Source organism: Lysobacter terrae, assembly GCF_054782215.1.
In genome coordinates this window covers 183,939-199,829 of the sequence record NZ_BAAGSX010000002.1, presented here as the reverse complement: position 1 = coordinate 199,829, position 15,891 = coordinate 183,939, and the positions used below count along the sequence as shown (strand labels likewise).

Here is a 15,891-nt window from a genome sequence, read left to right as displayed (position 1 = left end):
TGTGCCCCCCGAACCGGGGGGGCGCATACCTGTCGGGGCATTGGTTCACTTGGGCTGTCGAACGGCTGCGGGGGGCGCAGTCGGGCGTTTTGCGCTCCAGCGCGATTCTTCAGTCCAGAGGGGCCGGTCTGCATGTATATGAAGCAAGGGTTGCTGCCGTTGGCAGTGTTGGTGGCGCTGGGGATCGGCGAAGCAGGTGCGGCGGGAAGCCAGACGTCGGTCCAGCGCGCCATGGATCACATCCGCAACAACCGCAGCGCGGCCCGTGTTTCGGCCAATGACCAGTTCCTCGCGCGCGATGTCGTCGTCGATGCCGACGGCGGCGAGCACGTGCGCTTCGACCGCACCTACGCCGGTCTGCCGGTGATCGGCGGCGACCTGGTCGTGCATTCGCGCCAGGGCTCGTACAAGTCCACGAGCGTGGGCCAGGGCGCGGCGCTCAATCTCTCCATCAAGCCGACGCTGCAGGGCGACGACGCCGTGGTCGCGGCTGGCGTGGAGTTCGGCAGCCGCTTCCTCGGCACGCCGGAGCGCACGCTGGTGGTCTACGCGCGCGGCAAGCAAGGCGCGCAGCTCGCGTACCGGGTGCGCCTGTACAACGCGGGCGCCGACATGACCTACATCGTCAGCGCGCGCAACGGCGCGATCCTGGATCGCTGGAGCAATCTCGAAACCGCGGCGGCTACCGGTTCGGCGCGTACGCTGTACTCGGGCAACGTCGGCATCGGCACCAATTCCGTCCTCATCGGCGGCTACGAGCTGCGCGATCCGCTGCGCGGCAAGAGCTACACCATCGATGCGTCCAACAGCCGCACCTCCGGCCAGGTCTACAAGGACGCGGACAACACCTGGGGCGACAACAGCAACAACGACCCGGCCACCGCTGCGACCGATGCCCACTACGGCACCGCGGTCACGTGGGACTACTACCTCAACGTGCATGGCCGCAACGGCATCGCCAACGACGGCAAGGGCGCCTACAACCGCGTGCACTACGGCATCACCTACAGCAACGCGTACTGGAGCGACGGCTGCTTCTGCATGACCTACGGCGACGGCGACGGCGTCAACATCGGGCCGCTGGTCTCGCTCGACATCGCCGGCCATGAGATGAGCCACGGCGTCACCGCGCGCACCGCCGCCCTGATCTATTCCGGCGAATCCGGCGGCTTGAACGAAGCGACTTCGGACATCCTCGGCACGATGGTGGAGTTCTACGCCAACAACCCGCAGGACACGCCCGACTACATGATCGGCGAGCGCATCTTCAAGGCGTACGTGCCCGGAAGTCCCAATCCGCGCGTGCTGCGGGCGATGTTCAATCCCGCCGCCGACGGCCGCTCGCCGAACTGCTATGTGAGCACTATCGGCACGCTGGACGTGCACTACTCCTCTGGCGTCGCCAACCACTTCTACTACCTGCTGGCCGAAGGCAGCGGCGCGAAGACCTACAGCGGCGTCAATCACACCTCGCCGACCTGCAACAGCTCGAGCCTGGCCGGGATCGGCCGCGACAAGGCACAGCGCATCTGGTACCGCGCGTTGTCGGTGTACTTCACGTCCACCACGGACTACGCCGGGGCACGCGCGGCCACGATCAGCGCGGCCAAGGACCTGTTCGGCATCAGCTCGGCCGAAGCCAGCGCCGTCGCCGCGACCTGGTCCGCGGTCGGGGTCAACTAAGACTGCCTGCAACCCACGGACGGGGCCGATCGCCGGCCCCGTCCTCGCTGTCATTCCTATAATCAAAAAGCGCCAGGGGAAGAAATGATCGGTTCCGTCCGGTACGCCGGCACGCGCGGCAAGCGCCATGCGACTCCCGTAGTCGCGCCCATGACTCGAGCGATTCGCAGTGCCATGGCCGTATCGGTCGCGGTGCTGGCGTTTTCGGCCCCCCAGGCCGTATTGGCCGCTGGCGTCTGCAGCCACGATGCTTTCAGCAGGACGCATCTGTGCGGTGGGGAGATGTTCCGCGCGGACGCCGCTAACGGCGCGGCAGCCCCCGTCGATCTGACCCAGGTCGTCGACCGGCAGATGCCGGCCAGCGTGTATGCGGGCGATGTTCTGTCCGGCGCGGGCGGCGTGAGCGGGGTATCGCCGACGGCGCCGGGTTTCGCCACCGTCATGACGCTCGCGGAATCGGTGGACGATCCGACCTGGGTCGACAACGGCGGCGCCTTCGCGGAGCCGACGCTCGCCGCGCACCCGTTCTCCAGCGCGGGCGACATCGCTACCGCGAGCGCGGCACCGACGGCCTCAGCTGCGATGTCGAACTCCACCGACATTTTCGTCAGTGGGAATCCGGCGATCGGTCTGGATCTTGCCGACGACGCGACCGCGATCGACAACACCGCGACGATCTTCGCTGACGCGTACGGCAGCTACACCTCGACCTATGCGACCGGCATCCGCGCGCGCGCCGGTCTGTACGACAGCGATGTCGCCAACAGCGGCCTGATCATGGCGCAGGCCAACCCGGCCGGCTTCCTCAGCTACGCCACGGGCGTGTTCAACCACGCGCCGGAAGGCGATGCGCACCTGAGCAACGACGGCGACATCCACGCACACGCCAGCGGCGCGGAGTGGGTGTTCGCATTCGGCGTGTACAACATCGCTTCGACCTACAACGACGAATCGACCGTCGACAACGCCGGCATGATTCACGCGTCGGCGAACGCCACGGGCGGGGCGGACTTCCAGCGCGCCTGGTCGGCGGGCGTCCGCGCCTCCAGCGGCTACGCGTATAGCGGCTATTACGGGCCTTCCGCGCCGTCCGGCAACGACTATGTGCGCATCACCAACAACGGCTACATCATCGCCGACGCCAGCATCGACGGCAGCGGCAGCAATGCGTTGGCCTGGGGTGCGGTGGCGCAGTCGCTGAATGCCGACGGTGTCGCGCTGGTCGAAAACAACGGCACGATCGACGCCTACGTACACGCGACCTCGGTCGGCGGCGCGTATGCGACCTTCGCCGATGCGATGGGCGCCTACGCCACTGCCGACGAGGGCATGGCGGCCATCAGCAACTATGGCGACGTCTTCGCCACCGCCATCGTCGATGGCTTCGGCTACGCCCGTTCGATCGCGGCGAAAGCCGGATACCTCAGCTCCTACAACGAGCAGGCCAGCATCGAGAACCAGGGCCGTCTGTTCGCCCGCTCGCAGGCCAACGCCGGCTATGCCAGCGCCATCGGCGCCTCCACGGGCGAGCTTGACGGCTCCGACTACATCCAGATCCACAACGCGTACGGCGCGGGCGTCTACGCCAGCGCGGGCGTCGATGCCTACGGCATCGCCAAGACGACCGGCATCAGCGGGCGCAGCGATCAGGGTGCCTATGTCGTCAACGAAGGTGCCGTCGTCGCGTTCGCGAGTCTGAGCAACACCGCGAGCACTTACAGCCGCAGCTACGCGCTGTCCACGGGCGTGCTGGCGACGAGCAATCAATCGGGGGAGGCCCGGGTGGCGAACCTGGGCGATGTGGCCGCGATCGCGATCGCGGGCGGTACCTATGCGAATAGCACCGTCCAAGCCATCGGTGTCGAGGCCAATGGCTACGATGTCGCGGCGCTCGACAATGCGAACTTCATCCAGGCGTATGCGTCCAGCCTGGGCGACGCCTATTCCTACGGCGCCATCAGCAGCTCGCAGCACGTGAGCTATCTGAACAACACCGTCGACGGCACGATAGTCGCCGTGTCCGATGCCGGCGGCTACTCCGTCGCCGTGGGCGCCTTGGCCAGCGGTCACGATTCCACGACGCTGACGAACTACGGCGACCTCATCGCGCAAGCCATCAGCGACTATGGCGATGCGCAGGCCTTCGCGGGCATCGCCTACGGCAGCTACAACGGCATCGGCCTGCTCATCAACGGCGGCGATCTCAACGCGCGGGCCATCTCGGGCGATGGCGGCACGGCGCAGGCCACCGGCGCCTATGCGGCGGCCAACGTCGCCAGTGTGTTCAACGACGCCAGCAGCTTCGCCATGGCCATTGCCGGCGCGGGCGGCACGGCCGAGGCCCATGGCGCGCGCGCCTACGGCATGTACTCGGCGGTCTCCAACTACGGCGACGCGACCGCAATCGCCAGCGCCGATACGGGTGGGTCCGCGAGCGCCCGAGGTACGGAGGCTTTCGGCTATTACGGTTCGACCGTCTACAACGCCGGCACCGTCCTGGCCAATGCCAGCGCGACCGGCGGCGTCGCCGAGGCGATCGGTTCCTATTCGATCGGGGCGATCTTCAGCGCCTACACCACCAACACCAGCTCGATCACCGCGGTCGCGAGCGGCGACGTCGCCAGTGCCGACGGTGTGCTGAACGCGTCGACGTACATCGGCAATGCGGTCACGATCAACTCGGGCGACATCACCGCGGTGGCCCAGGGCGGCATCGCGCCGTATGGCGAACGCGAAGCCGTCGCCTTCGGCGTGTACAACTTCGCCTTCGTCTACGACTCGATCGTAGACAACCAGGGAACCATCTCCGCCGCCGCGATCGCCACGGCGGACATCGCCGGTACTTATGGCTTCCTCAGCGCGAGCGCGGTCGGTGCGATGGCGCTGAACCAGTACGCGTACGGCACGACGGCGGTCTACAACTCGGGCACGATCAGTGCGGCGGCGCTGACCAGCCAGGGCTATGCGTCCTCCTGGGGTGCGGTCGCGCAGGCCGCCCAGATGTATGGCGCGGTGGCGATCGAGAACGACGGGCTGATCACCAGCTACGCGCATTCCGACATCGGCGTGGGCGTGGCCATCGGTGCCTACGCCAACACGCTGGCCGGCACCTCGGAAATCGTGAACCACGGCGACGTCATCGCCGTATCGCGCGCCGAGCGCGGCATCGTCAACGTAGTGGTCGACTACTCCTACGCGACCGGTGTGCAGGCCAACAGCATCGCCTATGGCGCCGGCGAGTCGATCGTCAACAACTACGGCAACATCGAAGCGCACGCGTCCTCGTTCGGCGGCATCAGCGGCGCCAGGGGCATCCAGGCCTACGGTATGGAGGCGCTGGTCAACAACGCCGACGGCGCAACCATCGTTGCCACCGGTCGCGCCGATCTGTTCGGCGGCGGCTTCGCCACCGGCATCGAGGCGGCCGCCGTCACCAACGTGGAAGTCGTCAACGACGGTGACATCCTGGCCTACGGCCACGCCAACGCCTACAGCGACAGCCTCTACGGCTTCTATGGCGCCAGCAGGGCCATGGGCATCTATGCCACGGCCAACTTCCAGGGCGATGCCTCGATCACCAACAACGGCGACATCAACGCGATAGCGATTGCCGACCACAGCGTCAGCTTCTATCAGGGCGGCGCCGGTGCGACGGGCATGAGCGCCTACGCCAAGTACGATGCGAACGTCGTCAACAACGGCGACATCAACGCCATCGCCATCTCGGAGCTGGGCGTCGCCGCCGCTTACGGGGCCGTCTCGCAGGGCAAGTACACGGCGAACCTGATCAACGCCGCCGGCGCCAGCATCTTTGCCTACGCGTCGGTCGGCAGCCTCGCCAGCGACAACACCGGCGGGCGTGCGGTTTCCTTCGGCACTCACATGTTCCGTGGCGCCGACGAAGCCCTCACCTACAACGCAGGCACGATCGTTTCCCGTGCCGTCGCGACGGCCGATGGCGGCCCGAATGCCTCGCGCGGGCTGGCGATGGCCTTCGGCAGCTCGGTCGGCTACAACTCGGGCATCGAGCGCGCGGCGCTGGTCAACCGCGGCGACATCGACGCCAGCGCGGATGCAGCGTTCGGCTATGCCTCGGCCTACGGATCGTTCGTCCAGTCGCAGTACGCATCGGCGACCACCAATGCCGACAGCATTCGCGCGACCGCGACGGCAGACAACGGCGATGCCTTCGCGGTCGGCAGCTACTCGGTCAGCGCGCACGAAGGCTACACCGTGCAGTGCGACGCATACGGCTGCGATTGGGCCAACGCGGTCTATTACATTGACGGCGGTGAGTCGACCATCGACAACAGCGGGCTGATTGCAGCCTCGGCGACGGCCCACGGCGGTACGGGTCACAGCTACGGTGCGGTGATGCTCGGCGGGCTCGTCGCCGGGATCACCAACAGTGGCACCCTCAGTGCCCGCACCGATGCCGACGATGCCACTGCGGTCGGCAGCATCGCCAACAGCTTCTACGGCTACGCCAGCGTGGACAACAGCGGCACCCTCGCCGCGCTGGCCACCGGCGACATCGCCGATGCGATCGGCGTGACGGTGATGGGCGCCTACGGCTCGGTCGACACAGGCTACATGGCGGCAGTGCTCTCCAACCGGAACCGCATCCTCGCCGTGGCCGACGGCAACACCGCCACTGCGACGGGCGTGGAAGCCAGCGGCCGCTACGATGGCGTGAGCGTGGACAACGCCGGCACCATCTCCGCGGCCGCCTATGGCAGCGACGCCACGGCCATCGCCGTGTCGATGACCTCCGCAAGAAACAACGTGCTGGTCAATTCCGGAACCATCGCGGCCTTCGGCGACGGCGAACGGATCGCGATCTCCTCGGGCGGCACGGCCACGTCCGACCTGCGCAACCTGGGTTCGGTGATCGGCTCCATCCGTGCGGGCGACCAGGACGACAGCTTCGACAACGCCACCGGCGCCACCTGGTGGGCCTTTGGCGACTCGGACTTCGGCGCGGGCGATGACCACATCGTCAACCGCGGCACGATCGTGATGAACGATTCCTCGATCCGTCTGGGCGGCTACAGCAGCGGGAACACGTTCGACAACCTCGGAACGATCCTCGTGTCCGGCGCCGCCAATGTCATCGAAATGGACAACCCGTTCCCGGTCTACAACAACGGCATCCTCAACTTCGTCGATGGCGCACCCGACGACGCGCTCACCATCGTCGGCGACTTCGCCGGCGACGGCGTCCTCAACATCGACGTCAGCGGCCTGCACACCTCCGCCGATCAGATCTACGTCGAAGGCGGCGTGATCAATGCGACGCAGACCATCAACGTCAACCTGCTGGATCTGCCGAATGCGCCGGAATTCGAAATCCCGGTGATCACCGCCACCGGTTCGGTGACCGGCAGCTTCACCTTGGGCAACGTGCATTACGTGCCGATGGGCTTCGTGTCGATGGACTTCGATATCCATCAGACCACCCACATGGTGGCGCTGGGCATGGAGGTCACCGGCCTGAGCGGCGCCGGTTCGGTCGCTGCCGACATCGCGCCAGGCGTGCAGAGTTTGATGAATGCGCAGGTCGGTACCTGGCGCCAGCGTGCGGGCTTCGTGCCGGAAATGGGCACGGCCGGACTGTCGCCGTGGGTGCGCGCGTTAACCGACAGCGGCGACGTCGATCCGCGCCACAGCGCCAACTTCGGCCCGGGCGGTGACTTCGGTTTCCATCAGTCGAACCACGGCTGGGAATTGGGGCTGGATACGCGTCCTTCCGAACATCTCGCCATCGGCGCGCTGATCGCGAAGGTCGACGGTAGCCAGAGCGTCGAGGGTGCGGGCAGCGATCGCTTCGACGGCAAGACCTTCGGTCTGTATGCGACCTGGATGGGCGACAACGGCTTCTATCTCGACGTATCGCATCGCTGGACGGGCATCGACGCGCGCCTGCGCACGTCGGAAGGTCGATACACCACGCAGGCTTCGGCGCAGGCATTCAACGTCGAGGCGGGCTTGAAGGCGTGGACGTTCGGACGGATCAACCTGGTCCCGCAGCTGCAATACACGCATACCCGCGTCGGCGACATCGACGCCCTGCGCAACGGCGCCACGGAATTCCGCAACGACGGCGGCGTGTCGACCCGTGGCCGCATCGGCGTGGCGTTCGATACCTCGTTCCAGAGCAAGGGCTACTCGTTGACCCCGTATGGCTCGTTGAACGCGGTGCGTGAATTCGACGGCGAGTACGACCACACGATCAATGGCGCGCTGACCGGCACGACCAGCACCGACGGCACCAGCGCGATGGTCGAAATGGGCCTGGGCCTGCGCCGCGACCGCTTCTCGGTCACCGGGGGAGTGAACTGGACCGACGGCGGCGCCGTGGAGAGCGTCACCGGCGCGCAGCTGGTCATGCGCTACAGCTGGTAAACGCGGCCGATCCGGCGGTGCATTCCGCCGGATCGGCCGATGTAACACCCGACAGACCGCGTTAGTGCGGCCCGTCGGCAAGCAGATCGTCAGACGCGCCCGCGGGCATGAATCCCGGACGCAAGGAGTGAAGGCAGTGGCAGTAGATAACACGCGCGACAAGGAAGCCGGCGAACTCAACGAAAAGGAAGGCGGCGAATCCTTGTTGCAGACCGTGGATCCCGGCGCTCCGGAAGCGGCGGCCACGGTGGCGAAATCTCCGGAACAGCGCGCGGCCGGCAAGCCGCCACTGAATCTGATGAACCTCAAGGTCGAGAAGTCCTGTTCGCGCGGACTGGCCGGCTGGCTGTCCACGAACCGGATTTCGCTGGCGATCTCGTCCTACCAGTCCGGCCGCCTGTATCTGGTCGGCAGCGACCCGCATGGCCGGGTGTCGTTCTTCGAGCGCATCTTCGAGCGCGCGATGGGCATCGTCGGCAACGCGCAGCGCATCTACCTGGGCGGGCTGTACCAGCTGTGGCGCTTCGAAAATGCGTTGCGGCCCAACGAGCTCATCCACGGCCAGTTCGACAAGTGCTACGTGCCGCGCAATGCGCAGACGATCGGCGATCTGGACATCCACGAGTTGGGCATCCGCAGCAACGGCAAGGTGGTCTTCGTCAACACGAAGTACTCCTGCCTGGCCGAGCTGAGCCAGACGCACAGCTTCAAGGCGATCTGGAAGCCGAAGTTCATCAGCAAGCTCGCGCCGGAGGACCGCTGCCACCTCAATGGCCTGGCCATGGTCGACGGCCGCCCCAAGTACGTGACCGCGGTGTGCAAGAGCGACACCGTAGACGGCTGGCGCGATCGCCGTCGCGACGGTGGCGTGGTGATCGACATCGAGACCGACGAGATCGTCTGCGAAGGCTTGTCGATGCCGCACTCGCCGCGCTGGGCCAACGGCAAGCTGTGGGTGCTCAACGCCGGTACCGGCCACCTGGGCTGGGTGGACTTCGAGACGAAGAAATTCGTGCCGCTGGCGTTCGTGCCCGGTTTCGCGCGCGGATTGTCGATCATCGGCAATGTCGCCGCGGTGGGGCTGTCGAAGCCGCGCAACCAGCGCTTCGAGGGTCTGCAGCTCGACGAGGAGCTGCGTTCGCGCGATGCCGATCCGTGGTGCGGCGTGCAGATCATCTCGCTCGGTACAGGCGACGTCATGAACTGGATCCGCTTCGAGGGCGACATCACCGAGATCTTCGACATCAGCTTCCTGCCCAACGTGCGCAATCCGATGCTGGTCGGCCTGCGTACGCCGGATATCCGCGAGCTGATCACCTTCGAGGAAGATTTCGCCGCCGCAGAGGTCGCGCCATGAGCACGTACAAGAATTTCGCCGCATTGGCGCTGCTGTGTGTCGTCGCGCCACTCGCTGCGGCGCCGGCCAAGAATCGCCCGCAGGCCGCGACGGATGCCCCTGTGGTGCTGTCGCCCGCCGTGGTCTTCGCTGCCTGGGACAGCGACAAGAACAAGCAGCTTTCGCCGGAGGAGTTCAATGCCGGCTGGGCGCGCATGGAACGGATCGCGGCGCTGCGCCAGCTCAAGGCGCAGTTCGACCGTCACGACGCCAACAAGAACAGCGCCCTCGATGCCGCCGAGTACGCCGCACTGGCGCTGATCCGCAACGCGGGCGCGTCGGCGCCGCCCATCGCCCGTTTCGACGGCGACAAGAGCGGCGGCCTGGACTTCAAGGAATACGTGGCGCTGGTGGCGGCGCTGGGCGCGAACAACGGCGGCGCCGCGGCGCCCGCGCAGGTCGCGGACGCCCCCGCCAAGTGACGGTTGCGTCGCCATTGCCAAACCCGCGCCGTGCAGTCCCGAACAACGAGGTCATAGTGTCAACCGAGTCCGCTTCAATCGAATTCGTCTCCGTCTGGAAGCAGGTCACCCCGGAGCTGCAGGCCGAGCTGGTCGCCTTCTGGGCCGCGCACAACGCGATCCCCGAGGCCAGCGTCGCCGCCGCGCGCGCCCGCCAGGCGGTGTGCATTGGCCGCGACGCCGAAGGGCGCATCGTCGCCGTGGGCACCGCCTTCCTGCGCGTGCTGCAGCGGCTGCGCCAGCCGATGTACTACTACCGTCAGTTCTTCGCACCGGACGTGCGTGGGCTGGGGCAGGCCATGTCGTTCTACAACCGCGCCCGGCAGATCCTGCAGGCGCACAACGCCGCGCTGGCCGCGCCGGAGAGCCTGGGCGTATTGCTGGAACTGGAGAGCGCGCTGCTCGCCAAGCACTACGACCAGGCTTATGTGGCCGCGGCCGACTCCACCTTCATCGGCTATTCGCCGCGGGGCCTGCAGCTGCGGGTCTCGTATTTCGAAGGCGCGCGCCTGCTGGCTCCGGCCCGCCTGGCCCCGCGCGGACCGACCGGCTCGCTGCCGTAGTCGGTTACGCTAGCACCGACGTTCCGACGGCCTGCCAACGCTGTCATGTCCGAGTCCGAATTCGTCCTGAAGACCACGCCGCCGCGCATGCCGCGGCTGGCGATGGAGCGGCCGCGCCTGGTGCAGTACTGCAACCGCATGCGCGACTGCGCGGCGGCGGCGGTCGTCGCACCCGCCGGCTTCGGCAAGACCACGCTGTTGCTGCAATGGCGCCAACGCTGGCTGGAGCAGGGCGCGCGCGTGGCGTGGCTGAGCGTCGATGCGCAGGACGATCCGGCCCGCTTCACCGTCGGGCTGCTGCAGGCGACGCGCAGCGCCTGCGCCCTGCGCGATGCCGCGCCGAAGGGTAGGGCGGGTCTGGAGGCGTTGACCTGGATGCTGTCCGAAATCGCCCACAACGGCGCGTGGACGGTGATCGTGATCGACGACGCCGAACGCCTCCCCGAAGCCACGGTACGGCAGTCGCTGCAGTACCTGCTGCTCAATGCGCCCTCCAATCTGCACGTGGCGATCGGCTCGCGCGTGCCTTTGTCTCTGCAGACCGCCGAGCTGGTCGCCAAGGACAGCTTCATCCAGTTGTCGGTGCAGCACCTGCGCCTGCAGTTGGAGGAGTCGATGGATATCCTGGAAAGGCGGCTCGGCCCGCGCCTGAGCGTGGACGAGCGCGCCAGCGTGCACGACGCGACCGAAGGCTGGCCCATCGGCCTGCAACTGGCGATCGCCGCGATCGAGCACGAAGCCGATGCGGCCGCGGCCGTGCGCACGCTTTCGGCGCGCCGCGGCAGCCTGCAGGACTACTTCGTCGAATCGCTGCTCGCCGCGTTGCCGCGCCATGCCGCCGATGTGCTCACGCGCATCGCCATTCTCGATCACTTCAACAGCGAGCTTTGCGAGGCGGTGTCGGGCATGCCGTCCGCCGAGTTGCTGGAGCAGTTGATTCGCGAAACGCCAATCATGATGGTCGGGGAGCGCGAAGGATGGCTGCGCCTGCATCCGCTGGCGCGCGACTTCCTGCGCGGCCGCTTCGAGCAATTGCCCGAAGCGGAGCGCTGCGATCTGCACGCGCGCGCTTCGCGCTGGTACATGCAGCGCGAGCGTTTGCACGATGCCGCCAATCACGCGCTCGCCGCCGGCGACGAGGCGCTGGCGCAGGAGTACGCCGCGCGGGCGCTGTGGATGCTGGGCGCGTTGGGCAAGGTCGATGAGGCGCGCGAGTGGCTTGCTCGGCTCCCTATGGAACTGCTGTCGCGTGATCCCGAGCTGCGGCTGGGCGCGGCGGTGGTGCTCGCCTTCAGCGACCGCAACGCCGAGGGGCTGAAAATCGCCACGGACGTACTGGCCGATCCCGCCACGCCGCCGGAACTGGCCGTCGTGGCCCGGCGCGTGGCATCGACGTCGGCGGTCTACGCGGATCAGCTGGGATTGCTCGAAAACATGCTGGCCGTGTGGCCGCCCGTGCCCGCCAACGTGAATGTGCTGTACACCGCCAATCGTCTCAACGTCGGCGCTTTCGTGGCGTTCCATCGTGGCGACACGGAACGGACGCGGATGTTGCTGGCGCAATTGGCGGCGTTGGGGCGTGAGGGATCGCTGCATTTGGCGCATGCGTTGTCGCGGATGCTGGTCGGTCTGAGCCATCTGTGGGACGGCAACCCGCGTCTGGCGGAAGAGGAGATGCGGCCCGCCTTGCTGCTCGCCGAACGCGAGGAGGGACGCCGCAGCATGATCGCGTGCCTGCATGCGTCCGTCCTGGCTGCTGCGCTGTTGCAGTTGGATCAGCCGGCGGCTGCGGAGGCGCTGCTTGCGAACCGGCTCGACGTCATCGAGCGCTGTGGCTTCCCCGACAACATCCTGGTGTCCTATCGCACGCTGGTTTATGCGGCGCTGGCGCAGAGCGACGAGCGCCGCGCTTTCAGCGTGCTCGACAGCCTGGACGCGGTCGCGCACCGGCGCGGGCTGCCGAGGTTGCGTGTGCAGAGCCTGGCGGAACGGATCCGGCTTCTTGCGCTTCGGCAATGCCATCAGACCGCGGGCGAATTCATGGTCGAGCTCGATGCGCTCGCCGCGGCATTCGAACAGGAGGGGCTGCGGCCGTTCCTGCCGCAGTACCGGCTCGTGGTGGCTGTCGCGCGCAGTTACATCGCGCTGGCGCGCGGCGACTGCGACGAGGCCGAGCGTTCGCTGGATGCGGCGGCCATTCTGGCCAACAGCTTGCACCGGGGGCGCGATGCGCGCGCGATCAAGGTCTTGCGTGCGGTGGCGGCACGGCAGCGCGGCAGTGATCAGGCGCTGCCTTTGTTGATGGAAGCGATGAGTTTGGCGTCGCTGTCTGGTAACGCGCGTCTGCTCGCCAACACGCATCCGCTGGCGCTGGAAATGGCCGTTGAATTGAAGGAGGGTGCATTGCTGCCCAAGGAATCGACACGTCGCCCCGCGATCGAGCGTGGCGCCTCTTCGCAGTCGGGGCTGTTGACGACCAAGGAGTCCGAGATCCTGCGTCTGCTTCAGCGCGGAATGTCGAACAAGCGCATCGCGCTCACCTTGGACATCGGCGGTGAAACCGTGAAGTGGCATCTCAAGAATCTGTACGCGAAGTTGTCGGCTGTTTCGCGTGAGCATGCTGTTGATCGTGCGCGGTTGCTGGGGTTGGTGCAGTAGCGGCTCTGGGGGAAGCCCCCTGGTGCATTGTCGGCGGGCGGGGCGACGCCGGTGGGTCTGCGTGACACGCCGTGAATCCGTCCATGGAGGCTTGGTCGGCGGCATCCATGCCGCCGACAGTCACGCAGACCCACCGGCGCCGCCCCGCCCGCCGGCGCACCAAGGGCTTTTGCTGTTCCGCCCTGTGCAAAAAACCTCACCGAGTGCCGTCAGCTTGCAACGCGACCTCTTCGCGAGCGGCATCATCGCGCCTAGCATCCGTCGTGCCATGCAACCGGGCATTGGAATCCAGCGGCTGACGCGCTTCATCCATTGCAGGCGGTGCAGGTTTCGTAGACTTGGCTGTGGCTGCGGCGTGCTCCGCCGCGGACTGCTGTTCGGCGGATTGGATCAAAGCAGCCATCACCATGTTCATCAGGCTCTTGCGAGCCTGCGGTTTTTGCGCCGCGGTCGCCAAGGTCTGCTGATCGGATAGAGCGTCAGCGGCCGAACCGCTTTCCTGCGCCATGAGCGTCGCGGGCAAAAGGCACCAGGTCAGTGCCGCCAGTGTCGTCAATCTGCGCATGGGCTGCTCCTGGGGAACGCCGCGCATTGCGGTAACGCCAGCCTAGGTGGGGGTGCAGGTGATACGCGTGAATCCCCGTCGCAATCGCCTGAACCATGCAGCTATTGCGCATGACCGGTCGCCCTGCGCTCAGCAATGTGGTGTCCGCGTGAGTCCGGCATAAGCCGAAGGTGACGGAAACCACAAAAAACTGTGCGCGATCTGGCGCCGGCCTAGGCCGGAAGTCATTGCCGTCGGGTCATTCGCGCACTGCTACCATCGGCCGCTGCAGTCCCTCCTTTCCATCAGGTCTCGCATGAACCACACATCCGCCAGGAGCGCCTTCGCCGCTTCCCTGCTGTCCCTCTCCATCGCATTGGCATTGCAACCCGCGTTGGCCGCCACGCCTAAAGCGCCGGCGTTCGACGCCAAGCGCCTGTCCGAAGAAGTCAAAGTGCTGTCCTCGGACGCATTCGAAGGCCGCGGTCCGGCCACGCCGGGCGAGACCAAGACGGTCGAATACGTTTCCGCGCAGATGCAGGCCGCCGGCCTGCAGCCGGGCGGTGACATGAAGGACGGCAAGCGCACCTGGACGCAGGCAGTGCCGCTGCTGCGCGCCGAGATCACCGGCACGCCGGCGTTGTCGATGAGCGAAGGCGGCAAGGCACAGCCGCTCACCCAGGGCGAGCAGATCGCCGTGCGCGCCGCGCTCAACGGCGACAAGCACGTCACCATCAAGGATGCGCCGCTGGTGTTCGCCGGCTACGGCGTGAAGGCGCCGGAGCGCAATTGGGACGACTTCAAGGGCATGGACGTAAAGGGCAAGATCCTCGTCGTCCTGATCAACGATCCCGACTTCGAAACCGGCAAGGGCGACTTCGGCGGCAAGGCCATGACCTATTACGGCCGCTGGACCTACAAGTACGAAGAAGCCGCGCGCCAGGGCGCCGCCGGCCTGCTGATCGTGCATGAGACCGATCCGGCCTCCTACGGCTGGGCGACGGTGAAGAACTCCAACACCAACACCATGTTCGACGTCGTGCGCGACGATCCCAAGGCGGTGCACGCGCCGCTGGAAGGCTGGATCCAGCGCGACTTCGCGGTGAACCTGTTCAAGCAGGCCGGCCTCGACTTCGACGCGCTGAAGAAGCAGGCGCAGACGCGCGACTTCCAGCCGGTGGAGATCAAGGGCGCGAGCTTCAGCGCCGACTACGACGTCGACTCCAAGGTCATCACCTCGCAGAACATCGTTGGCCTGCTGGAAGGCAGCAAGAAGCCCGACGAGTACGTGGTCTATAGCGCGCACTGGGATCACCTCGGCGTCGGCCAGCCCGATGCCAAGGGCGACCGCATCTACAACGGCGCGGTCGACAACGCCACCGGTACCGCCGCACTGATCGAACTGGGCCGCGCCTTCGCGCACGCCAAGAAGAAGCCGGAACGCTCGCTGGTGTTCCTCAACGTCACCGCGGAAGAGAAGGGCCTGTTGGGCTCGGAGTACTACTCGTCCAAGCCGCTGTATCCGCTGGGCAAGACCGTCGGCGTGATCAACATGGACGCGCTGGACCCGCACGGCCCGGCGCGCGACTTCAACATCTCCGGCAGCGCCAAGCTCGAACTGCTCGACCAGCTGGTCGGCACGGCGAAGAAGTGGAACGTGCGCTACTCGCCCGATCCGAAGCCGGAAGCCGGCCACTTCTTCCGCTCCGATCACTTCCCGTTCGCCAAGCGCGGCGTGCCGGCGATCTCGTTCGGTTCGGGCGACGACCGCATCGACGGCGGTGTCGCCGCCAGCAAGGCCTGGAGCGAGAGCTACACCCGCGATCGCTACCACCAGCCGGCGGACGAGTGGGAAGCGAGCTGGCCGTTCACCGGCATGGCGCGCGACCTGCAGATTCTCTACACGCTGGGCAGCGATCTGGCCAATTCGAAGGCGTGGCCGAACTGGGCGCAGGATTCGGAATTCCGCGCCGCACGCGACACCACAGCGGATCAGCGCAAGTAACGCGGCCGACCGCAGTACCCGAAAAGCCCCGCCGACCGGCGGGGTTTTTTGTGCTTGAGCAGAACCACCCGATCAGGGGATGTCCGCGCGCAGGGCCTTGATTGTGTTCGCTCGAAGCGGATGACGAGCCGCGGTCATGGCCGTTGCCGCGCCAGCGTCGCGTTCCTCGGGGTGCC

General features: G+C 66.7%; 8 protein-coding genes. 7 read left to right on the top strand and 1 reads right to left on the bottom strand.

Annotated features, from left to right (window positions below):
* The first annotated feature begins 138 nt into the window (after window positions 1–138).
* From ACYVJ8_RS08890 to ACYVJ8_RS08865, 6 genes are all read left to right on the top strand, one after another.
* On the top strand, window positions 139–1,683 hold the full coding sequence (locus tag ACYVJ8_RS08890; RefSeq protein WP_460711618.1) for a M4 family metallopeptidase: 1,545 nt from the start codon (window positions 139–141) through the stop codon (window positions 1,681–1,683).
* A gap of 174 nt (window positions 1,684–1,857) precedes the next feature.
* The gene (locus tag ACYVJ8_RS08885) at window positions 1,858–8,088 is read left to right on the top strand and encodes a hypothetical protein (RefSeq protein WP_460711458.1); all 6,231 of its coding nucleotides are present in this window, start codon (window positions 1,858–1,860) and stop codon (window positions 8,086–8,088) included.
* A 136-nt stretch (window positions 8,089–8,224) separates the two neighbouring features.
* Complete coding sequence (locus ACYVJ8_RS08880; protein WP_460711456.1) at window positions 8,225–9,445, top strand: TIGR03032 family protein; 1,221 nt, start codon at window positions 8,225–8,227, stop codon at window positions 9,443–9,445.
* On the top strand, window positions 9,442–9,906 hold the full coding sequence (locus tag ACYVJ8_RS08875; protein ID WP_460711454.1) for an EF-hand domain-containing protein: 465 nt from the start codon (window positions 9,442–9,444) through the stop codon (window positions 9,904–9,906). Before ACYVJ8_RS08880 ends, ACYVJ8_RS08875 begins: the two co-directional genes overlap by 4 nt.
* A 56-nt stretch (window positions 9,907–9,962) precedes the next feature.
* On the top strand, window positions 9,963–10,508 hold the full coding sequence (locus tag ACYVJ8_RS08870; protein WP_460711452.1) for a hypothetical protein: 546 nt from the start codon (window positions 9,963–9,965) through the stop codon (window positions 10,506–10,508).
* Window positions 10,509–10,553: 45 nt separating this feature from the next.
* Complete coding sequence (locus tag ACYVJ8_RS08865) at window positions 10,554–13,166, top strand: LuxR C-terminal-related transcriptional regulator (protein WP_460711450.1); 2,613 nt, start codon at window positions 10,554–10,556, stop codon at window positions 13,164–13,166.
* A 196-nt stretch (window positions 13,167–13,362) separates the two neighbouring features.
* On the opposite strand, the gene ACYVJ8_RS08860 is transcribed toward ACYVJ8_RS08865, so the two are convergent.
* On the bottom strand, window positions 13,363–13,731 hold the full coding sequence (locus ACYVJ8_RS08860; RefSeq protein ID WP_460711448.1) for a hypothetical protein: 369 nt from the start codon (window positions 13,729–13,731) through the stop codon (window positions 13,363–13,365).
* A 295-nt stretch (window positions 13,732–14,026) separates the two neighbouring features.
* On the opposite strand from ACYVJ8_RS08860, the gene ACYVJ8_RS08855 reads away from it, so the two are divergent.
* Window positions 14,027–15,715 (top strand): M28 family metallopeptidase, encoded by a 1,689-nt coding sequence (locus ACYVJ8_RS08855; RefSeq protein ID WP_460711446.1) that lies wholly within the window; start codon window positions 14,027–14,029, stop codon window positions 15,713–15,715.
* The last annotated feature ends 176 nt before the right edge of the window (window positions 15,716–15,891 follow it).